Here is a 21,811-nt window from a genome sequence, read left to right as displayed (position 1 = left end):
CATGAGCCTCAATTATCTTGATTTTGAGCTTCCAATTGCAGAATTAGAAGCAAAAATTGAAGAATTACAAAATGTAAGCCGCGCTGGCGAATTAGACCTTGGATTAGAAGAGGAAGTCAGTCGATTAAAAGAGAAAAGTGCTGAAATGAAAGAGAAAATTTTCTCTGAATTAGGTGCTTGGCAGGTTTCTCAGTTAGCCCGTCATCCGTTGCGTCCTTATACTCGTGATTACATCGAGCGTATTTTCACGGAATTTGACGAACTAGCAGGCGACCGTACTTTTGCTAACGACCCAGCTATTTTAGGCGGTGTTGCACGTTTTGATGGTCAACCAGTGATGGTTATTGGCCAACAAAAAGGTCGTGATACTGCAGAAAAAATTAAACGCAACTTTGGTATGCCAAAGCCAGAAGGTTACCGTAAAGCACTACGCTTAATGGAAATGGCTGAGCGTTTCAAAATGCCAATCATGACATTCATCGACACGCCAGGTGCATACCCAGGTGTTGGTGCAGAAGAGCGTGGTCAAAGTGAAGCTATTGCTCGTAACCTTAAAGTAATGGCTGCATTAAAAGTACCAACCATCTGTACTGTGATCGGTGAAGGTGGTTCTGGTGGTGCATTAGCAATTGGTGTGGGTGACCGCGTTAACATGTTGCAATACAGCACTTACTCAGTTATTTCACCAGAAGGTTGTGCATCAATCTTATGGAAAAGCGCAGACAAGGCACCATTAGCTGCAGAAGCAATGGGTGTAACTGCTGCACGTGTTAAAGAGCTTGATTTAATCAACAACGTAATTGATGAGCCGCTAGGTGGCGCACATCGCAATTATGATGCCATGGCTCGTAACCTTAAAAACCAACTTAAGCGTGATCTTGCTGAGTTACAAGGCCTTTCACTTGATGAAATGCTTGATCAGCGTTACAAGCGTTTAATGTCGTTTGGTTATTGCTAACACAGCAAATAAATGAAAAAAGCCGCTTTTGCGGCTTTTTTTGTTTTATAATGCCGATAACTCAGGCGCTTATATACTCATTGGTTATTAATGCAAACATCAGGTTTATATCACCATTTTTTAGCACAATTACAGCCTTTGCTGAACGCTCAGCAACGCTACTTTAGTGTCGCCTTATCTGGTGGTGTTGACTCTGTCGTGTTATTACATCTAATGAGCTTAGCTCGAAAACAGCATCCTGAACTTGAACTTGAAGCCGTGTATGTTAATCATGGTTTGAGTGAACATGCTTATGAGTGGCAAGTATTTTGTAAATCGCTATGCGAAGAGCTAGGTGTGACATTTAAAGCGTTGCAGGTTGAAATTATTGAACGCTCGCGTACTTCACTCGAAGCACAAGCTCGAGAGGCAAGATACCAAGCTCTCGATGAGCACTGTTTGGTTGGTAGTGTAATTCTGCTTGGTCAGCACTTAAATGACCAACTTGAAACTTTCTTATTACGGCTTAAACGCGGCTCAGGCTTACAGGGCTTGGCATCGATGCAACAAAAGCGATTATTAGCTTCTGGGCGAGTTTGCTTTAGGCCACTGATAGATATTACTCGTGAGCAAATAGAGCAGTTTGCCGATGAGTTTGCCATTACCCACATCACCGATGACTCAAATGTTGATGAACGCTTTGACCGTAATTTTTTACGTCATCAGGTAATGCCTACTTTAACTGAACGCTTTCAAGGCTTTGAAAAAAGTGCAGCGCGTAGTATTCGACTGTTACAGCAACAGCAATCGTTACTTGATGAGTATACCCAAAACGATCTTGCAAACTGTCAAAATAAGTATAAAGGCTTAAGTTGTGCGGCAATTGCTGATTTTAGTAAGCCCAGACAAGCTAACCTAGTGCGTGCGTGGCTTAATCAGTTTACGTATCAGTTACCTTCTGAAAATCAACTGCAGCAAATTATCGAGCAAGGCTTAACGGCAAAAGCCGATGCGCAGTTAAAAATCTGTTTGCAAAGCGGCGATGTTCGTCGTCATCAGCAATATTTGTACTTTGTGACGGAGCAAGCAATACCACAGGCAATGGATATTGCTTTGCAGAGCGTTAAACTTACAGATGGCCGCAAATTAATTGTCAAAGCGGGCAAAGGTGTTAGGAAACCTCAAAAAGATGAGCGAGTAAGGGTTGAATTTAATAAACCACAAGCGCGCATAAAGCCTTTGCATAAACCTGGCTCAAATACCTTAAAACATTGGTTTAAAGATGCCAAAGTTGCCCCTTGGCTTCGTGCGCAGACACCACTTATTTTTTATAATGATCAACTTGTGCAAGTTGTTGGCTACTTTGTTAGTGAGCAGCACAGTGTTGAAGATGGAATTATCTGGGAGACACCCTATGAGTGAACAACCACATGTAGGTTTATCGCTAGTTAATAAAGCACCACTAGGCTTTGTGTTATCTGTGTTGGTGGCTGTTATTGCTGGTTTTGCCTATACAGAACTGACTTTAAACACACTTTTTTATGCGCTAGCTGGCGGCATAGTTTGTTCAATATTGCTGCTAGGCTATTGGTCAGGTAAAGGCGGTATTTTCTTTATTTTAGGCGTGCTTACGCCATTGGCTTTAGTGATGGTATCGCCCCTTACCAACATGGCTGCCTTGCTTTACTTATTAACTGGCTTCTTTGCTGGTTTTTGGTTAGTACTACTTGGTTATAAATTTATAAAAAAAAAAGCCTAGCGGGGGATGCTAGGCTTTTACTTGATTAGTAAGCTCGTGCGCAATTTCTGCCTGCTGCTTTTGCCTTATAAAGGCCTTTATCAGCACGTGCGAATACTTCATTTTCACAGTCTTGGTTATTAGCGAGTGTATAACCAATACTAGAAGAAACACTATATTTTTTCATTAAGCTGGAATCTTCTACTAGTTTCATAATGCGTTCTGCAACCACTTTATTGGTTGTAAATTCGGGGTCATCAATTAATAACGCGAATTCGTCTCCGCCAAAGCGAAAAATTGAGTCTGTTCCACGCACGCTGCAACGCAAAACTTCAGCAAATTCTTGTAAAACATCGTCGCCAATTTTATGACCATAGGTATCGTTAACTTGTTTAAAGTTATCTAAATCAAGCAGCATTAAACTAAACGGACGATGTTGTCGGCGGCAACGCTCTAATTTTTGTGCCAAGCTGTCATTAAATTGACTACGGTTGTTTAAGCCAGTTAGTGCATCTTTAGTAGCCAAGCGTAATACGCGGGTGTACATAAGTGCGTTACGTAACGGATAAACAAGGACTGCATGAAGCATTTTTAGTTTAGCTTCAATTGCCTTGCCCATAGGAAATTGGCTAAAGTAAATTAATTGCCCTAATCGTTCACTTTCGATATCTAAATCAAAAGAGTAGGGTGTTTGACTAGTATCGCTTCCAGCACTTTGTGACACTCCGAGCGCAGATTGAAACTGTAACCCAGATAAATTGATTAATTGTTTTGCGTGCTCGGCAAAAATAGTCAAAATTTCTTCGATTGATAACGTGGTTTGTAACCTCGCGACCAAGTCTTGTGGATTATTCGTTTCATTTATTCGGTAATGCTCTGCCGAAAACGGCAGAAACTCGCCTCGCGCAGACACCCGCTGCGTCAAAATATGGACATTTTCCATGATAATTCTCCCCCCGGAGTGTTTTGATACTCATACTTAGCGAGATTTGTGCCACATTTTTAAACTGGCTGAAAAACAGATGGTTGCTATATTTAAAGGAGGGTACAGCTTTATCATCAAGTAGAAAGGAGTTTATTGCTTGCAAAATGTGCTGATTCAAGTGTTTGGCTTGCTCGTCGCTGCCGTATTATTTGTTTGGTTCTTCAAACGAATTGGTTTACCACCTATTCTTGCTTATCTTGCTACAGGCTTGTTGGCGGGTAGTCATGGTATAGGCTGGATGGCGCAAAGCCATGAAATGCATTTTGTTGCTGAGCTAGGCATTGTGTTCTTATTGTTTAGTTTAGGGCTTGAGTTTTCATTGCCGCGTTTAATGGCGATGCGCAACATTGTATTTGGCCTTGGATCCTTGCAGGTGGTGGTAACCAGTATTGTGTTTATGCTGGTTTTACTATTGTTGGAGCACAGCCTTTTAAATAGTTTTACTATTGCTAGTTTGATGGCACTGTCTTCAACGGCGGTGGTGGTTAAGTTGCTTAAAGAATCAGGAGATTTAAATCAGCGCCGCGGTCAGCTGGCAATCGGGGTGTTGCTATTTCAAGATATTGCTGTTGTTCCTCTGCTCATTGTTTATCCTTTACTAGCTCAAAGTGGCTCTGAAGAAATTGTTGGCGCACTTGCTTTTGCTCTCACCAAAGGTGCCTTGGTGTGTATTTTGTTGTTTGGTATAGGTAAGTGGATTTTACCTAAAGTGTTTAGCGAAATAGCGCTAGTAAGAACCGATGAGCTATTTATGCTAACGACCTTACTGGTTGCCTTATTTGCCGCAGGTCTAACCTACTTATTTGGCTTATCAATGGCGTTAGGGGCTTTCTTAGCTGGTATGATGTTGGGTGAAAGTCATTATCGACACCAATTAGAAGCCGATATTAGGCCTTTTCGCGATATTTTAATGGGGCTATTTTTTGTTACTGTAGGTATGCAGTTAGATGTGCTTTATGTGCTAAATAGCTGGTACTGGATCATCACCGTATTAATTGGCTTGTTACTGTTTAAAATTGCAGTGCTCGCGATTTCTGCTCAAGTGATGGGTGAACGTAAGCAAGATGCTGTATCGGCAGGTATAATGCTTTGGCAAATGGGGGAGTTCGGTTTTGTATTAATAGCGCTTGCTTCGCAGCATTTATTAATAAGCTCAGAGCAAGCTTCATTTTTAATTGCAGTTGGCGTGCTTTCAATGGCGTTAACGCCTTACCTCATTGATAAAACCCCCCTTATTCTTAAAAAACTGGGTCTTTTGAGCCACACAGGTCAGTACTGGCAACAGCCTGCGACCAGCAGTCCTTTGTATCAAAATCATGTGGTGATCTGTGGCTTTTCTCGCGTAGGCCAAACTGTTGCACGTTTTTTAAAACCTGAAGCTATTGAGTATGTAGCGGTAGAAAGTAACCCTATCTTGCTGCAAGAAGCTAAAGCAGCTGGCGAGCCTGTTATATTTGGCCATGTAAATCAAAAAGATATTTTAAAATCAGCGGGTGTAGAGCGTGCAAGACTAGTGATCATTACTTTTACAGATTTTGAGCAAACTCAAATAGTTGTAGATGCCATTAAGCAAATTGCGCCTGATGTTAAAATACTTGTAAGGATGCGTGATGATACAGAACTTGAAACCCTTAAAGAGCTTGGTGTTACTGAAGTTGTGCCAGAGACGCTGGAAGCAAGCTTAATGTTGGTGTCACATGTGCTTTATATGTCTGGCGTGCCGATGACGCGAATTATTCGCCGTGTTAGTAAAGAAAGGCGTAATCGCTATAAGTTTCTACATGGTTTTTTCACTGGTGATAAACTTGATGGTGAAGAGGCGAGCTCAGACAGACTTGAGTATCTGCATGTTATTGCGTTGCCTGAGCATGCTTATGCGGTAAATCAGAAAATTAGCGAGCTAAAGCTTGAGCAGCGCCGCGTGTCGGTTAGAGCACTGCGCCGACAAGACCGCGAAATTGACGCTCCTTCACCACAAACTATTTTACTGGCGGGCGATATTTTAGTGCTCCAAGGTAAACCTCGGCGAGTAGAGCGGGTAGAGCGCTTTTTACTCGATGGTATGGAATAGCTACTCCAACTCTAAGAATTTGCGAATTTCTGGTAGTTTATTGAGACCATCTTGGTAGCCAATTTCAATTAGCTTTTGGGTATAGCGTTTCTCAAAGAGCAAGTAGCTGGTTAAACTTGATTGAGAACGCTTTTTCACACCTATCATGCGCAGTAGTAATTTGATTGCCATGGGCATATCATCATAAAACTGAGCAGCAATCGCATTGAAGTTTTGCGATGGATTGATGACGCATGTTTCGATTTGTTTTAGTTCCTGGTGCTTGTCGCGGGCAGGCAATAGGCTCAAAGTGCGATTGATACGTTGTAAGCGCTCTAAGTCAGACTGTAGCGTGTCTGTGAACACACTGTCGAGTAAGTGACCAGCGATATTAGAAAGACCTGGGTAATGGGGTTGATAACCCGGTGGGTGCAACTCTTTTGGCTCATCAACACCAATAATAAAGATTTTCTCAGCACCTAAATGTATTGACGGGCTAAGCGGCGAGAGTTGGTGAATAGAGCCGTCACCAAAATAGTGGTTATAAACATTTACACTTGGGAACACCATAGGAATGGCACTTGATGCCATTAAGTGCTCAACATTAATGCGGGTTGCTTGGCCTTCACGCTTTGCTCTGCGCCAAGGATTTTGTGTCAGTGACTGAAAAAACGCTACAGAGTCGCCAGTGGTATAACTTGAAGCCGTAATTGAAACTGCATCTAAATAGTTTTTATGTAGGTTTCGTTCAATACGCGATAAATCGAGTATTTCGTGCAGTAGTTTTCTAAGTGGCTTATTGTTTAATAAGCTCGCTGGTGGGTGGTTTATATGTTCAGATTGAAAGCTTGTCAGCATGTTGCGAGTAATATGCAAAAACACACTTAAAAAGTCACTTTTATATACTTGAGAAGTAGAAAAGTTCTTCCAAACCCATTCAAGTTTTTTACATGCTAAGTGCGCACAAGATGCATAACAAGCTAATGCTGCGGAATTAATTGCGCCAGCTGATGTCCCATTAATAATAGTAAAGGGCAGCGGTGCTGTTCGAGGCATGCTTTGCGTTATCGCTTTAAGTACACCGACTTGATAAGCCGCTCGTGCGCCACCACCTGTTAGTAATAAAGCGATTTTAGAGTGTTGTGTTTTTTTTAACTTACTGCTCATGGTTGCATTTAAATAGTTGTGCGTCTTTACTTTATTTATCAACTGTAAGTCTTTAAGCTAGAAGAAGCAAAGATTAGCTCAAGGCTAAATGGTTTTTTCGTATTTTTATCTGTTTTATTTTTAAGGGAGTGTCTATGTCGGAGCATTCGTCAGAACCTGAAGTACAAAAAGGTTCATCAAATAATAACCTCATTTTTGCGGTTGTTATTCTTATCCTTATCGCTGGTGTAGCAGCGTTTATTTTATTAAAGCCTGAAGATAAACCAGTTCAAGTTGTTGAAGACATTGTTACTGAAGAAGTACCTGTTGTGGAATATCAAGAACCAGAAGCAGAGTCAGAACCTGAAGTTACAAACCCTGAACCAGAGCCTGTTGTAGTAGATACAGCTCCAGAGCGCACTCCTGAGCCAGTTCCTGAAGTTAAGCCATTACCAACCTTAAATGAAAGTGATGAAGTTGTTGTTGCTCGCATGGATGAATTACTAAGTGACCAAGTGATGAGTTTAATGGTGACTGATGATCTTATTCGTCGTGGTGTTGTGTATGTTGATAACATTGCAAAAGGTAAAGTAGCATTAAGTCATGCTCCTGTTGAGCGCCCTAAGGAGTCGTTCAAAGTCATAGAAGGTGATATTTTAACAATTGATCCAAATAGCTATGAGCGCTATACGCCTTATGTGAAACTCTTTACAAGCTTAAGTGCTGCGCAAGTGATTCGTATGTATGATGAATATAAACCTCTTATCAACGAAGCTTATGCAGAAATTGGCTACGAAGGTGATGCATTTACTGGGACTTTAGAAGAAGCTATTGATGTGCTTCTAGATACGCCAGAACCAAAAGGTGATATGCCACTAGTTCGTAACTCAGTCACTTATCAATACGCATACTCTGAATGGGAAAATCTTCCTGATGCGCAAAAACAATTGCTGCGCATGGGGCCAGAAAATATGAAAAAAGTGAAAGCAGCTTTACGCAACATTAAAGCTGGACTTGAAAAGTAAGTAATTACCCCTCTAAATACAGTGCGATTGTATACCAAGTATGCAATCGCACTTTCTTTTTCGAATACCCCTTGAATAACAGGCTAAAAGTAGAGATAATCCCTCCCGCGCCAAACAAGGCCCTCAATGGTAGTCTTATTGGTCCTCTCGCAACACTAGCAGGTGAACCTGGTCAGGCCCGGAAGGGAGCAGCCACAGCGTGTGACGTGTGTGCCGAGATGCGGCTGGTAAGACTGCCACCCAAAATCCTACTTGGGTTGTTGTTTGAAGTATAAGTTTTATTAATAGCACTCAAAAGTATACTAAAACATACTAATTCCCTTATAAATCCAATTAAAAACTAGATCTCAGTTCATTAGATCAATAGTACTTCTTATACTAATCTACTAAAACTCCTCAGCACTAATTGGTTTAGTTACGTGTTAGTCAAAGTTCTTGCGCAAGTTAAAACAGATAATTCAGGCTTATTGATTGAAGTACCTGTGTTGCTTAGCGAATTTGGTGTATTCGATCCCTTACTTGATTACGTTATAAGCCAGTCGCACATTAAAAGTTTGCCATGGATGAATCGCATTACGTTTGCTTGCCAACTGTTACTCGAGTACATGGAAGCCAACACAGGGTTATTTTCAGACTCTAGTAAATTATTTCAATCATTTGTAATGCGTTTATCGTTGGGTACCATTAGCCCAGAAGGGAATGACCCATCGGGTTTATACTGGCTACCTCGTTCTACAGCAAACGTAAATCAACTTTTATCTGCGCTAAATGGCTTAACGGATTGGCTCGCCAATAACAGAAATACAACCAGCTTAAACCCAATTGAACAAGCCAGCTCTCATCAAGAACGCCTTAACTATGCTGCATGGTACAAACGTAACCAGTACAACTTTTTAGGCCATATCAAAAGTAACCCTTTACCTAGTGTGCTTAAAACCGTGCGCAAAGTACGTGGCAAAAAGGATGTGCTAAAGGTTGACGGTGATGCCATTTCATTTCCAGAAAAGCTCTTTAAACCCTTTTTTATCCAAGGTTTAGGCAAAGCCAGAGATAAGCGCGTGGCACTGCGTGATCAGCTTATTGTGCTGCTGATGCATGGCACCGGTGTACGGGAAAGTGATGCTTTGCACCTTTGGGTAGATGATGTGTTTTACGACCCAGAAAACCCAAGCGGTATAATAGTGCGCTTGTATCATCCTGAAGATGGCAGAGCACCAAATAATTGGACTGGCCGCAAACGACAAAAAACACGCGCAGCGTATTTGTCTGAGAACTTCAACCTAATTCCTCGTAACCGCATGACGGGTACCGGCCGAATTGGCTGGAAAACCAAAGTAGTTGATGATGACGAAAACTACATTCAACTGCACTGGTTTCCTGCCTTTTACGGTGAGCTATTTGCCAAGTTGTGGCAGCAATACTTACTTTACCTATTACCGTTGCCAAGAATGCACCCTTACGCATTTGTGTCTTTTTCGCAAGCGCAGGAAGGCCAATCACTCACCCTAAACGCGTTTAACCAAAGTAATAAAGCGGCCATGGCTCGCATCAACCTTGTTGTGTCAAAACCCGAAGGACGAACCCCGCATGCCCACCGTCATGCTTATGGCAGACGCATGTCGAGCGCGGGCATTGATCCAAGGCTGATCAAAAAGGCACTCCACCATGCTTCGTTGTTATCACAAGCCGTATATACCCAACCCAGTATTAGAGATGTGACGTTGGCATGTGAAAGAGCGTCAAAAAACCTTGATGGTCAACACTATGCCGAGTTTAAAGAAGACGTCAGCGTGAGCTGGCAAAACGTGATGGAATCGGGCTTTGAAGATATTGATCCAGATGGGCTATTTAGCGGTAAGTACCCTAAATTAAGGAGATATAAACCATGAAAACACAGGATTATGAGTTCAATTGGTTTATAAAGAAAAACGGCTCAGGTTGGGAAACATGGCGGGAGTTGGCCTCTGCTTGGCTTGAACAAAAGCAATACGGCATTGACCACTCACGCGCAGCTATTTCACGCTTTTTAGACGAATACTTGGTACCGCGATTTATTATCGACCCCATTGAGCTTTTTACACTGGCAGATCAAGACTACAACAAATTTCTTATGTCGTTTGAGCTGAACGAAGGCTACCGTGTTAGGCAAAACAACGATGTATGCCGCTTTATTGATTGGATAATTGATACCTACTACTCAGAGCCAGATGATAATGGCGATCCTGTGCCGCTATTTCAAAACCCCTTTGATAAAGAGCAAAGCCCTGTAAGAAGGCAGGAGACTGTCTACAACGCTTTACCCTACGCTTATATTAAGCCACAGCGCAGCATATTATGCCCCGCGCCTCGGGGTCACTTTAAGCAATGGAAGTGGGCCATCGACTACAGTGAGATCTTCTTCACCAACGCTCGCTTTTTAAAAGACTGGATTTTGGTTGATGAGTCGGTGATAGACAAAGCAGACCCTGATTGTGTTTGGCAAAAACACACACTAGATAAACAGCGGCAAATAAGAGTAGATGGTGCACTTAGAACCTTAGAGAAGGGCGACAGTATTTACTTAATTTGGTCACCTGTTCGTGCGATGGCTTTGTATCTTAAATTGCAATTACCTTTGCGAACCTTTCAAGTACGAATGCTGGACTCAGGCGAGGCTGATACATGGCGTTACAGCAATGGTGAGTGGCAAATGAATGAGCAACACCCTTTTGCTGAAGGCAGCGATAAGCGCCCATGGCAAAAAGGGGTATTCCACCGCATTATTACGCCAGATATTGGTGATGTGATGACGGGCATGTACATAAACACCAATAAAACCGCAGATAGAAACAAAGACGAAATAACTCGGGGGTACGTGATCCCGTGGCAACACGAAGAGGTGTTGTATTGGCTTGAAAAGCTCAGAAACTGGCAAGAAAAGTACAACCCAATCAACAAGCCCACGTCAATTAACGACTTAGATTACAAGCACTTTGGTAGCACTAAAACCAAAATTCAGCGCAGTGAAATTGGTGATATTTGCTTTTTGTTTCGCAATGCCGCTGCGTATCGTAAGCGCGAACGGTGCATGCCAATTACAGATGGTTATGTTAACGCGCTTTGGGTGGCTTTGCTTGCCCAACTCGAGCACGATGTGGCGAAAAAAGAGCATACTTTAAGAGATGGTGCCAAAGTGCATTTTGTAGACCCTAAAAATGCCAGAAGGCCGCTATTTCCTTTGCATGCATTACGCGTCTCTTTGATCACTTGCTACGCCATTGAGGGGGAAATACCCACACCAATATTGTCAAAGCTGTTGGTTGGCCACAGTCGTTTGATCATGACTTTGCACTACACCAAGCTCACGCCTGTGATGATGGCCAAGAAAATGCGCGAGGCCGAAGGCAAAATAATTGACAAAGAAGACGATAGCTTGCGGTCATTCTTGGCCAATAAATCCATTGAAGAAATCGGCCTGCAAGCCGCGTTTAAAGACATTGAATCGCTACAAACCGCATTGAGAGTGCGTAACCCTGCTGGGTGGCAAGAAAAGTCGATAGGCATTTGTTTAGCAGGAGGCAACACCTCGCCCTTGGTTGAACATGCTTCAATTGCTGGGTGCTGGAATGGCGGAGATAAGCTCAAAAAAGCGAATCGAAACCAAGCCGACTTACACGCGCCAGTACCCCATGGGATTGAAAACTGTATTCGCTGTCGCTGGTTTATTACCAGCATCCGCTATATTCAATCGCTTACGGCTCACTTTAACAACCTAAGTTATCACGCCACAGAAGCGGCTAAAATTGCTGCGGAACTTGAGGGCGAGCAATCTAGTTTGTTGGATGAAGAATACTTTTGTGAAGTAAATGGCACCCCATTTAGCAAGCGCGACCAACTAAACAGCATAGACAGGCGTATTGAGCGACAAAAATCCGAAGCCGATGAATACTGCAAAGACTTAGTAGCGTGTTTTCAGGTGATCCGTAAGGTGCTAAGTATTGAGCAAAATCGGGAAGAACACGACCGCAAAGACAAAGTGATTGCGCTTGGCTCGGCACAAGACATATCACCATTCTTTAGCTTTTTAGACACGAAATCTGAGTTTAGGCAGCTGATCCAAATCTGCGATGACGCAGAGGTATTTGCAGACTTAAAAGATGACTTAAAGAAAACCACGGCCATTAATCACAGATCAAACATGCTAAACACCATGCTAATGCGCATGGGCTACCAACCAATCCTGATGCAGCTCGACGACGAAGCGCAGCTTAAGCTTGGCAATGTGATGGTCAATGCCATGCTAAATGCCACTAAAGAACCAGACAAAAGCAAAGCCATGATAATGCTTTCAACTTACCTTGATACTGAAGCTTACTTGAAAGACGCAGGCCTGCTCGAGCAAGGTGTACAAGCGATTGAAAGTAACACAGGCATTAGCATCAGAACATTAGCAAGCATGGCAACAGCCACTTTAGGAGTGAAGAAAAATGGCTAATCCAGTTGACCCAACCCTAGTGCTGCAAGAGCTATGCGCAAGCGCCACCGCAAGAACCGCCAATGCTTTAACGGTATTGAATGCAGTGCTTGAGCAACAAAGTAAGATAACGCCTCTCGACTTTTCTATGGCAACGATCGGACGGTTGTCAAAAGAACAAGGCGGTCCATCAACACAAACCATCCGTAATCGCACAGGCAAGCACTTTCAGCAATTAATTGAGGCTTGGGCAACCTATGCAGGCACAACGTGTAAAAAGCCGCTCTCAGTGCGCCAAAAACAGCTTTTGAACAGCAACGACCAACATATTCTGGATGCCATCGACGACCCTGTGATTAGAGCCGTAGTAGGCTCTTTGATTGCTGAACGAAACAAATACCGTGACCAACTCAATACACTAAAAGCCAACTCTGACTTATTTATAGACAGAACCAAAGGCGATAAAACCAACACCACACTTGAAAACAAACAACTGGTACCGCTGGAAGTTGAAGCCATCCAAGCCGCAATTTCTTATGCGTTTTTTAACAAGCAAAGCTGGGAAGTTATGCCAACTGGCCAAGTCAAAGATGCTGACGGGAATGAGATTTATAAGCGCGGGTACGTGAATGGGTTGAGGAAGATGGTTTAATTCTGTTTTCTTTCTAAAAGAGCTACAAAGTAATACTGTGGTGTAGAATGGGCGATGAACTCGTTTGAATCTGGTACAACTTAACCCTCCTATTCGTTTGCAGGAAATAAAATGTTTTTCCAGTTAATTACATAATTATCAATAGATATGAAATTGTGTTCAAGGTTTAGTAACTGCGAATTTCCTGGCATACATTCAACGGCAATAGATATCATTTTCTTTGCTTGTTGCATCTGCTCTGATTGGCGATATAACTCAGCTAGCTCTAAGACTAATATAGCCTCAATAATGCTTGGAACTCTTAATGTCAGCTTGTTATTTCTAGTTTTAAAGTATTCCATGAGGGTTTTGTAGTATACATCTAAACCTATATCAGGCTTATGATCTAAAAGGCACGAAATAATTAATGACTCGATAGAATCTTCTGGAATATATTTGTCAAAACCAGAGCAATTGCGCTCCGCGTTAGCCATTCTATCGTTGGTACCAACAAAACAGTTATAAAGTATGTAAAGTGTCGCATAAGCGCGCTTGTCATCTTTGTGCATTTCAGAGATTTTCTTTTCGACAACTAAGAGCAGCTCTTTCAAATCAGTGACAATCGCATCAGGTGACTGTCTTAAATACGATACATATTGAGTTAGAAATGCTCCTAGTTTTTTTGTTCCATTATTCTCATAGTTAACGGGATTTCCAATCCAATATTGCGATGCCAAGGGAAGAAGAACTACTCCTGCACGCTCTAGATCGTAATCATAGTCTTCATGCTCAATTGTTGATTGGCTCATAATAAACTCAGTTATCACGTGTCGAGCAAGCCTGGAGAGCCCTTGAATCGTCATCCATGGCTTATTGTTTACCATGCAGGTTTCAGCAAATGGAGTTGAAGAAGTAACCTCACTGGGTAGCTTTCTTAAATTATGGATATACTGCGAGCGAGCTTGATAAGCATTTGATAAAGAAGCTGATAAATCGAAGGAGGTTATTGGAGCGAGAGCTTGCTCTGCTTCTAATAAGCGATAAAATGAAGGCTTAGTATAAGATAGTGAAAAATCTTTAAACCTGCGGCCTAGAGAAGTATGGTTTATTTCTAAAATAGCGTTTTGAACATTTTTTGACACTTCTGGACAAGCATCTTTGAGAGCTTTGTCTATTTTACTTCTCTTTGATTGGTCATAATCTTCCCACGCAGCGACGTGCCCATCAAATTCCTGAGCCAAAGATTCAATAGATGCGACGATCAAAGTATAAGCAAGTTCAAGATCATCACTTATACGCTGCATTCCTGTCACGTATGACCTTAATGATTTCATTATGCTTAGATAACTCTTCCTTTTCATGCCTATAAGCTTTGATACTAGGCAAGTAAAATGTGAAATATCTTCGTTAGTGCAATATATATTCGAATCAAAAGTTCGTTTCACTATACTTTTTGGAGCTGTCCTAGTAGAAAGGTTTGGGCGTTCAGAAAGCAACCTTTCCACTAAAAAGTTGCTTGGGGAGGCCGTACAATTTAAAGCAAAAGATATTATAACGGAGAAATCTAACGCATAGGGAGTAATTGAATGCGAAACTAAAATACCTCGCTGTTCTCCCCTTTTCTCAATCAACTCCTCTAACTCATATACTAGCGCGTTTGTAGAATCTGCTGTTATGGCAGGAAGGAGTTTGCCAGCTGCTGTTTCTACTATAACATCTCTCGGAAACCGAAGGTTTGTATAGATCATACCTCTCAAGTTATTTCTATATTCTACTTCATTTTTAAACAGCTTCCCTGAATTGATTTGTAGCATAATGACACCGTTCGTTTCTCATTGTATAAGCTTTTGATTTTTCTGGTATATTGTGAGTGTTAGACTAAGCCAGTTTGAAAAAGCAGTTCCTGACTTAAAATAAAACATCAGAAATAATTCTTTTGCACAGGGAATCCAAATCACGAAAGATACTTTCTCTATTGATCCCACATTTGCTTAGCTGAGCTAGAATTGCTTGTTCAGCCCCTTTTTCAATATGTATACATTTCAAAATATCGCTTCGGTTGTGCCTTTTTAAAAACGTATCTAATGGTTCATTATTATTGCCATGAATCGTAAAGGCACTGTGCTGCAAATCCATTCTACCATCTAAAGAGCTAGCTTCAATTGCCAGCGGATATTCCCAAGTAAATGACTTTAAAGAATTTGATGGTGAAAGCAAAAAGAGGGGATATGGTAAATACTCATCTAAAGAGTACGATTCAATATCAGTTGTTTCGTCACCGCTTTTTGCAAAGTTAGACCATAACAAACCTCCTTCAGCGATATAGTCAGGGTTTCCTACTTCATGAGCGTTAAAAACTCTTCTGTTGCCCATTTGCGAAGGGCAATATATCAAATTCAATCCTGTCACTAGTTTATTTAGAGAGTGTGGATCAAGAACCCATATTGCCCTGTGACCTTTCTCAGATAAAGGCTCTTGGGTAACGGCGAAGAACAATGCGACCAGAGGCGAACGTGACCAGTCTAGTAGTCTAGTTGGCAGACCATGGTGCTGCATTAAAGCGTATACTTTCCATGGGTTGTGGCTCTCTGTTTCTGAGTATTTGCCGTAATCACGGAGAAACCTGTATGCAACAGTGTCTTCTTTCGCCTTATCTAGCCCACGCCATTCAACTTGTGAACTGGGTTTGAAGTTGAGATCACCAACACCTCGGTACCAAAAATCGATATCATGGTCTGCTATCAGATCTAAGAATTGCCCCACACTTGAAATCACTACATTTTCCTTATGAATGTCTGCCAATCAAAGCTACTTTTTTGATCTGATGGCTTTATAAACCGTATTTCGAGAGATATTTAACTCTCTAGCGATTGTTGTAATAGGTTGATTTTGCTTGTGTAGACGATGGATATCAAGTTTTACTTCGTCGGATATTGGCTTACGGCCTTTGTATTTACCCGCTTTTTTAGCGGCTGCAATGCCCTCTAGCTGCCGCTCTTTTCTGATATTGAGTTCAAACTCTGCGAACACGGCAAGCATATCTAAAAAGGCTTTGCCCGAGGCTGAATCGGTTGAGATGGGTTGTTCTAGCGCTTGTAGCTGAATATCGTTGGATTTTAGGTGGTTTACTAAGGTTTGTAAGTCGAGAACGGAACGAGCGATACGGTCGACTCGAGTCACAATTAAGTTGTCACCAGCATGAAGGTAGTCAAGTAGGGCTTGAAACCCATCGCGTTTGGTATTCGACGCTGATGCCATATCGGTAAACACCTTGTCACAACCAGTTTCCTCAAGTTTGGCTACTTGTAAATCTAAAGACTGAACCGTGGTCGAAACTCGTGCATATCCAATCTTACTCATGGCAATTGTTCATTTAGCATCTAGACTAAATAAACATAGTGCGTACTAACGCCTTAAACCACCCTAAATGAACACTTTTAGTCTGTTTTGGTGATGTTCAATTAGGGTATACGCTATTTGAACTTGTGCTTTACCGTCGTTTTAGGAAATGCCACCATAATGGACTTGCAAAACCCCGACCTGATTTTAGTTAAACGCCTATCGGAGCATTCATGCTCCTACTTTGCGGTTGAAAGCATTGCGGGTAGTGATGTGGTGTTGACGGATATTGAAAGCGGTGGGCGGTTTAATTTTGCAAAGCCAAAACTTGAACAACTGGTTTCAAACGGTCAGCTTAGAACCATTGCGCGGCGTGAGCTACCAACCAAGCTAACCTTTAAACCACTCAGTACCGTTAAAAAGCCTAAAGCAGAAACTGCGGAAGATGTTGCATCAAAAAAAGAAATGCAGCGACGTTATAGGTATGTGCAAGGCGCAATTGAACAAAGCGTTCCAGCCTATACCGAGAAATGGTTAACCCCGTATATTGCGCAAAAGGCGGCGGAGATAAACGACAGTGGCCCACCGTCATGGCGCACGCTAGCCTATTGGAACAAAGCCTTTGTGGAAAGCGGCTGGGATAAACACGCACTGATGCCCAAACATAAGGCCAAAGGCAACCGAACCAAGCAACTGCCTCAAGAAGTCCATGATCTCATTGATGAAGTGATAAACGAATACCTGCGCACGCATACCGTGATGAGGTACCAGAAGGTGTATGACCAGTTTCTTGAACAGCTTGATACGCTTAATGCAGAAAGACGTGAGGCTGATTTAGTTGAGCTAAAGCCATGCAGCTATAGGTGGATAGTGAATAGGTTGCAGAATATGGAAAATAAAGTAAAGTCTTAATTTATTTAGATATGTGTTTTTAAATAGCTCTTAAAAGAGTGTACTTAGGCTGATGGGGGAGGTAGGCCAAGGTTCGATTCCTTGGGCGTTTGTTGGCTCCGTAGCCCTTATTTTTGTGCTTATTCGATATGCAAGTATCCAAATGGTCCTATCAACCACGGCAGGCAAATTTAAGGAGGTGTCTATGGCAAAAACATTAAAAGCTCGTGCTCGTATTCTTTTCAGTTCAATGTTCGAAACAACTTGGGCTACTGGGGTCGGCTACGCTGCTGGTCACCTATCGACCTAAGTACATTTAGCATTTATAAAACTGTGGATGCAAAAACTGTAGGCTTACGCTCCTTCGTCATTTATCGTAGTCTACAATTCCTCGCCGTTTATTCCGGCATTAACAATTACTTGAGTTCGGAGATATATGAGCATTTCAATGTTGGAAATAAGTAAAACGGCAATATATGAAGGAGAGTTTAAGGATCGTCGAATAGAATTTTCAGAATCGTGTAAATGGCTATCCGAAGAGCTGGGTTTTCCGTATAAAAGTACTCGAATGGGAGACTATGAACGTTTGCTAAAAACTTTTGTTAACCCTGGAGCTAAAGTACCAACGGAACAGGACTTAATTGATGATTTTTATCATTTTATGCAAGCTGCGACCGAGGCATGTCAGATTATCCGTTTATGGAACACTTTTAAAGATGGTAAGCACGATGGTTTAAAAGATCGTATCAAGCATGTTATGTCAGGTAAGAGCTTGCGGGCCGAAGCAATCAAGAAGAATGCAAAGGGGGAAAATGATGACCCTGCACGAGACTTCGCGTTTGAACTGAATATTGCCTCTAGGTTTCTCAAGGGGGGATATGAAGTTGATTTAACAGATGACTGTGATGTTGTTGTCAATATAGGTAAGGATAAGTTGTACGTAGAGTGTAAACGTATCAAGTCCATAAAGAAATTAGCCTCTCGTATTAAAAAAGCATCAAGTCAGATTGATACACGCATTGGTGCGAATCGAAAAAACAAGTATGGTTTGATAGCATTGGACGTGACTGATGTACTTTTGCCTGAAGGTACAGTAGCCGCAACTAGTAATGTGCATTTATATGATATGGAAATACAAAGAGCAATTACGGATTTCGCTAAAGAGCAGGAACATGTATCCACCAAAAATGCAGGTCGCAATGTAGCTGGCATTTTATTTGAATATAACTCTAGTGCATTTTTTCCTCGTGAAGAGAAGGAGCCTTCGTTAGGCTTTGGGCGTTCTGCTTGTATGTATAGGCATGCCAGCCAAAATAAAAAGTCATTGGCTTTAGTCTCTGGCTTTACTGGAAAAATTGCTAACCAAAATCTGTAGAGTTGTAATTTAAAGGGCGCAAAATAGCTGGTTAGTACAAGCCTGAAAGGTAAACTAACACTGAATTCTGAACGCCCTCACTACTAATATTTTACTACCGTATATTATTGTTTTACATTACTATTATGAATTTAGTACACTTTCCACTATAAATTTAACTTATGCTTCAAACAACATGGGTGACTTTCTTTATTTTCATTATCTTTTTCAAGTTTTAATACTCTGTTGTAATCCAATATTTATCTGATTTTATTTTAATTGCTCTAGATGCTTGGCTTTTTCAGTCCAAGACGCGGTGCCGTGTTTATGTGCAATAGTATTTGGATGGTATTGTTGCTTATGCCTTAATGCGGTTCGTTAGGCTTGCAGTGCAATTTGACAGAATTAATTTTTGTATGGTTTTTGATAAGTGAGGAGTCTAGAGTTCTTAAAATAGGTCAAACTGCTGCTTGTATTTATGCATGTTCAATGGTGGCACAATGGGTGTTAGGCAGGTGTATAGTGAGCGCCTTAATGCTCCCTAAAACTTAAGTGAATTGGGAATGCTTTATTGTCCCAATAGTAAGTGTAGAAAGGTAACCTTCTTTCAAGAACTCTTTCAGAATTAATGTAAGATTCAAATGATAAGAATGAAAAGTATAGCCCTTGTCTATACTTTTCTAATCTTGAAATGAAACAGAAAACGATGAATAAAATTAAGAATGTCAGGCTCAAAATGAAGAGCTTAAAGTCGACGTAAAACAGCACCAATGTTAACAACGAAAGTGCTAAAGAATGATTGATAATTCTTAATTTGTTTTTTTTGAGTATTATCATTTTAGTTACTTGTTACATAGTTTATGTAATCAATTTCTTCTCTATTTAATGCTTTTTCTTCAGTGTCGTTATGATGCATTGCATCATTAAGAAAAGTAGAGCTGAGCTTAATAAAGTTTATTTTGTCTTCAAGTGATGTGTTATCTAGGCCTGCGAGAAGTAGTTTGCTGGAGAGCTCTGAAATAGATGCTCGGTTATTTCTCGCGAAGTTGAGACGTGGTAAAGAGTCAATAACAAGTATTAAGTTAACAATAGACTCATCTATATTCTTGTCCAATACGTTCATTTTATTCTCTCCTTATATTTATTAACTTGAAACCGACTCCTCTCACACTTTCAATAATGTAGCTGGTGTCATTCAAGATAATTCTTAACTGATAAATTGAAACATTTACATTGCCAATAACAGCTTTCTGTTCTGGCCAACCAATCCTTAGTAATTCGTACCTATTAACTGTTTTTCCAATATTCCGATAAAGAACCTCAAAAACCCTAAATGTGGCAGGGCTGACTCTGTATTTTTTTCCATAAATAGTCAGGCTTCCGTAATCAAAAATAAGAGGTTTGTTTTTGATTGGAGCTTGGCTGGTTCCTGAGTGTTCTGATTTCATCTTATCCTCCGTATCCAAATATGGTACTTGGTTTAATTGTCATATCAATAATTATTAAAAGTATTAAAACCATTAAAAATATTAAATTACTAAACGATTAAATTACTAAACCGCTAAATTCTTAAGGTTATGAAATTACAATGTTTATTTAAAATATTGAGATTTTCAAACTTTAAAGATGAGTAGTATGAAATGAAAATTTATTAATGAAAAAGTATCAATTTTGGCGCGGTGGTTACTCGATCTAGAAATGAAAAAAATAGCAGATAACTGGCCTAATCTAGCGTTAGACAGTCGTATTAGCGCCATTGCTTTTACTAAACTATTTCTATACTTAATAATAAAAAAAGGTGCAGTGGCACCTTTTTTATAAGAATTGATAAAGGAATTCATGCTCTCTTAAGTGCACTCAAAATTGTTATTTCGCGAATACTTTAAACCCCCAAGCAGGCAGGGTTAGTGTTGAGCTTTCAGTAAACTCAACTATTTCTTTAGAAAGTACTTCTTTATATTTTCCTGTAAACAACGGCTCTTTAAAGCTGACAGTTTTAGGCTCTTTTGAAAGATTGAATACGGCAAATACTTTATCGTTTCCTTTTGCACGAACAAAGCTAAGCACCTGCTTAGGTGCGGTGTTTGGTACATGTACCATGCGGCCGCCAAATTGACCATTCCACAGGGCTTCATTGTTATGTTTGAGTGCAAATAGCGATTGGTATAAATCACCGATAGGGTGCTTTTGCCACTTTATTGGGTCGCGTTCGAAAAAGGCGAGTCGTTTATCGTTGCCAGCTTCTTGACCGTTATAAATCATCGGGAAACCTTCGCCAATCACAGAAAGTGTAATTACAGCTTCAAGTGCATCGCCGTAGTTTTCGAACATGGTGCCTTCCCATGCATTGGTGTCGTGATTTGCAACACCTACAAGGCGGTACGCCTCGGCCGGGAATGCACTTTCATTCCATGAATAATAAAGGAAGAGAGCGCTGACATCGGCATGAGCATTTACGATATTATGCATATGCTTAGACCATGACCAAGCGTAAGTCATATCGAATGCTTTAGCATGTAAATCACGAGATTCCCACTCAGCCAGCATTAAAACAGGCTTTATTTCATCAAGCTCACGGCGAACGTTATTCCAAAAGTCGACGGGTACAAAGCCTGCCACATCACAGCGATAGCCATCAATACCTACTTCTTTTACCCAGTATTTCATTGATTCAGTCATATACTTACGCAGCGCTGGCTTTGAATAATCAAAATCGATAATGTCAGACCAATCCCACCAAGGCGTTGGCCTAAAGTTTCCTTGATAATCACGCTCGTACCAATCAGGGTGCTCATAGCGAAGCCAATTATCCCAGGCACTGTGATTCGCTACCCAATCTAAAATAACATACATACCCATTTCATGAGCTTTATCAACAAAGGCTTTTAGATCATTTAATGTGCCAAATTCAGGGTTTACTTTACGGTAATCTTTTACAGAATAAGGGCTACCTAAACTGCCCTTGCGATTTTCTTCGCCAATAGGGTTAATGGGCATGAGCCAAATAATATCTACACCTAATGCTTTTAAGCGAGGCAGCTGTTGCTGTGCTGCAATAAAGGTTCCTTCTGGAGTAAATTGGCGAGTATTTAATTGATAAAGTACCGCATTTTTTGACCATTCAGGATGAGTTATTTTTACATAGGTTTCTGGTTCATAGGCACTTTTTGTACTTGTGGTTTGTGAACATGCAGCGAGTAAGCTCAGTGTAAATATAAGCAAGCTTTTGGTAAGAAGTGAATTCATGTCAGACCTTGTTGTC

Annotated in this window: 18 protein-coding genes and 1 other RNA gene; 11 read left to right on the top strand and 8 right to left on the bottom strand. The window is 41.0% G+C overall.

From position 1 onward, the window contains the following. The first annotated feature begins 1 nt into the window (after position 1). From accA to J3455_RS12705, 3 genes are all read left to right on the top strand, one after another. On the top strand, positions 2 to 958 hold the full coding sequence (gene accA / locus J3455_RS12715; protein WP_130051031.1) for an acetyl-CoA carboxylase carboxyl transferase subunit alpha: 957 nt from the start codon (positions 2 to 4) through the stop codon (positions 956 to 958). 90 nt (positions 959 to 1,048) lie between these two features. Continuing rightward, entirely contained in the window at positions 1,049 to 2,359 is a 1,311-nt protein-coding gene (tilS, locus tag J3455_RS12710) for a tRNA lysidine(34) synthetase TilS (protein ID WP_349561866.1), read from the top strand. Next, positions 2,352 to 2,696, top strand: a complete 345-nt coding sequence (locus J3455_RS12705) for a hypothetical protein (RefSeq protein WP_349561865.1) — start codon at positions 2,352 to 2,354, stop codon at positions 2,694 to 2,696. The genes tilS and J3455_RS12705 overlap by 8 nt, the downstream gene beginning before the upstream one ends. A gap of 25 nt (positions 2,697 to 2,721) precedes the next feature. On the opposite strand, the gene J3455_RS12700 is transcribed toward J3455_RS12705, so the two are convergent. Further along, entirely contained in the window at positions 2,722 to 3,618 is an 897-nt protein-coding gene (locus J3455_RS12700; protein ID WP_167658368.1) for a GGDEF domain-containing protein, read from the bottom strand. A gap of 139 nt (positions 3,619 to 3,757) precedes the next feature. Between J3455_RS12700 and J3455_RS12695 the strand changes: the two genes are divergently transcribed. Beyond that, positions 3,758 to 5,731, top strand: a complete 1,974-nt coding sequence (locus J3455_RS12695; protein WP_167658367.1) for a monovalent cation:proton antiporter family protein — start codon at positions 3,758 to 3,760, stop codon at positions 5,729 to 5,731. On the opposite strand, the gene J3455_RS12690 is transcribed toward J3455_RS12695, so the two are convergent. Beyond that, positions 5,732 to 6,877 (bottom strand): patatin-like phospholipase family protein, encoded by a 1,146-nt coding sequence (locus J3455_RS12690; protein WP_130051036.1) that lies wholly within the window; start codon positions 6,875 to 6,877, stop codon positions 5,732 to 5,734. A 134-nt stretch (positions 6,878 to 7,011) separates the two neighbouring features. On the opposite strand from J3455_RS12690, the gene J3455_RS12685 reads away from it, so the two are divergent. The 5 genes from J3455_RS12685 (at position 7,012) to gmtX (ending at position 12,986) form a co-directional block, all read left to right on the top strand. Further along, on the top strand, positions 7,012 to 7,881 hold the full coding sequence (locus J3455_RS12685; protein ID WP_349561863.1) for a DUF3014 domain-containing protein: 870 nt from the start codon (positions 7,012 to 7,014) through the stop codon (positions 7,879 to 7,881). Positions 7,882 to 8,017: 136 nt separating this feature from the next. Next, positions 8,018 to 8,114: signal recognition particle sRNA small type (gene ffs, locus J3455_RS12680), an RNA gene on the top strand. A gap of 186 nt (positions 8,115 to 8,300) precedes the next feature. Next, complete coding sequence (gene gmtY / locus J3455_RS12675) at positions 8,301 to 9,770, top strand: gamma-mobile-trio recombinase GmtY (protein ID WP_349561862.1); 1,470 nt, start codon at positions 8,301 to 8,303, stop codon at positions 9,768 to 9,770. Then, entirely contained in the window at positions 9,767 to 12,355 is a 2,589-nt protein-coding gene (gene gmtZ, locus J3455_RS12670; RefSeq protein ID WP_349561861.1) for a gamma-mobile-trio integrase GmtZ, read from the top strand. Before gmtY ends, gmtZ begins: the two co-directional genes overlap by 4 nt. Beyond that, positions 12,348 to 12,986 (top strand): gamma-mobile-trio protein GmtX, encoded by a 639-nt coding sequence (gene gmtX, locus J3455_RS12665; protein ID WP_349561860.1) that lies wholly within the window; start codon positions 12,348 to 12,350, stop codon positions 12,984 to 12,986. The genes gmtZ and gmtX overlap by 8 nt, the downstream gene beginning before the upstream one ends. Before the next feature lie 89 nt (positions 12,987 to 13,075). On the opposite strand, the gene J3455_RS12660 is transcribed toward gmtX, so the two are convergent. From J3455_RS12660 to J3455_RS12650, 3 genes are all read right to left on the bottom strand, one after another. Beyond that, a complete protein-coding gene (locus tag J3455_RS12660) occupies positions 13,076 to 14,779 on the bottom strand; it encodes a hypothetical protein (protein WP_349561859.1) in 1,704 nt (567 codons plus the stop codon). Positions 14,780 to 14,873: 94 nt separating this feature from the next. Continuing rightward, positions 14,874 to 15,767: an FRG domain-containing protein gene (locus J3455_RS12655; RefSeq protein WP_349561858.1), complete on the bottom strand. Its 894-nt coding sequence runs from the start codon at positions 15,765 to 15,767 to the stop codon at positions 14,874 to 14,876. Positions 15,768 to 15,773: 6 nt separating this feature from the next. Continuing rightward, positions 15,774 to 16,325, bottom strand: coding sequence for a recombinase family protein (locus J3455_RS12650; RefSeq protein WP_349561857.1), 552 nt, complete (start codon positions 16,323 to 16,325; stop codon positions 15,774 to 15,776). A 159-nt stretch (positions 16,326 to 16,484) separates the two neighbouring features. Between J3455_RS12650 and J3455_RS12645 the strand changes: the two genes are divergently transcribed. Both J3455_RS12645 and J3455_RS12640 read left to right on the top strand, forming a co-directional pair. Next, positions 16,485 to 17,216 carry a hypothetical protein gene (locus J3455_RS12645; protein WP_182758324.1) on the top strand — a complete coding sequence of 244 codons (732 nt, stop codon included), beginning with the start codon at positions 16,485 to 16,487 and terminating at the stop codon, positions 17,214 to 17,216. A 415-nt stretch (positions 17,217 to 17,631) separates the two neighbouring features. Then, the gene (locus J3455_RS12640) at positions 17,632 to 18,570 is read left to right on the top strand and encodes a hypothetical protein (protein WP_349561856.1); all 939 of its coding nucleotides are present in this window, start codon (positions 17,632 to 17,634) and stop codon (positions 18,568 to 18,570) included. Positions 18,571 to 19,387: 817 nt separating this feature from the next. On the opposite strand, the gene J3455_RS12635 is transcribed toward J3455_RS12640, so the two are convergent. The 3 genes from J3455_RS12635 to J3455_RS12625 form a co-directional block, all read right to left on the bottom strand. Further along, positions 19,388 to 19,672, bottom strand: coding sequence for a hypothetical protein (locus tag J3455_RS12635; RefSeq protein ID WP_130051038.1), 285 nt, complete (start codon positions 19,670 to 19,672; stop codon positions 19,388 to 19,390). Between the two features lies 1 nt (position 19,673). Beyond that, complete coding sequence (locus tag J3455_RS12630; RefSeq protein ID WP_130051039.1) at positions 19,674 to 19,997, bottom strand: winged helix-turn-helix domain-containing protein; 324 nt, start codon at positions 19,995 to 19,997, stop codon at positions 19,674 to 19,676. Positions 19,998 to 20,415: 418 nt separating this feature from the next. Further along, positions 20,416 to 21,795 (bottom strand): alpha-amylase family glycosyl hydrolase, encoded by a 1,380-nt coding sequence (locus J3455_RS12625; protein WP_349561855.1) that lies wholly within the window; start codon positions 21,793 to 21,795, stop codon positions 20,416 to 20,418. Positions 21,796 to 21,811: the final 16 nt, after the last annotated feature.

This window comes from Pseudoalteromonas sp. NFXS39, from assembly GCF_040148775.1.
Lineage (GTDB): Bacteria > Pseudomonadota > Gammaproteobacteria > Enterobacterales > Alteromonadaceae > Pseudoalteromonas > Pseudoalteromonas apostichopi.
This window is presented reverse-complemented; position numbering and strand designations above follow the sequence as displayed.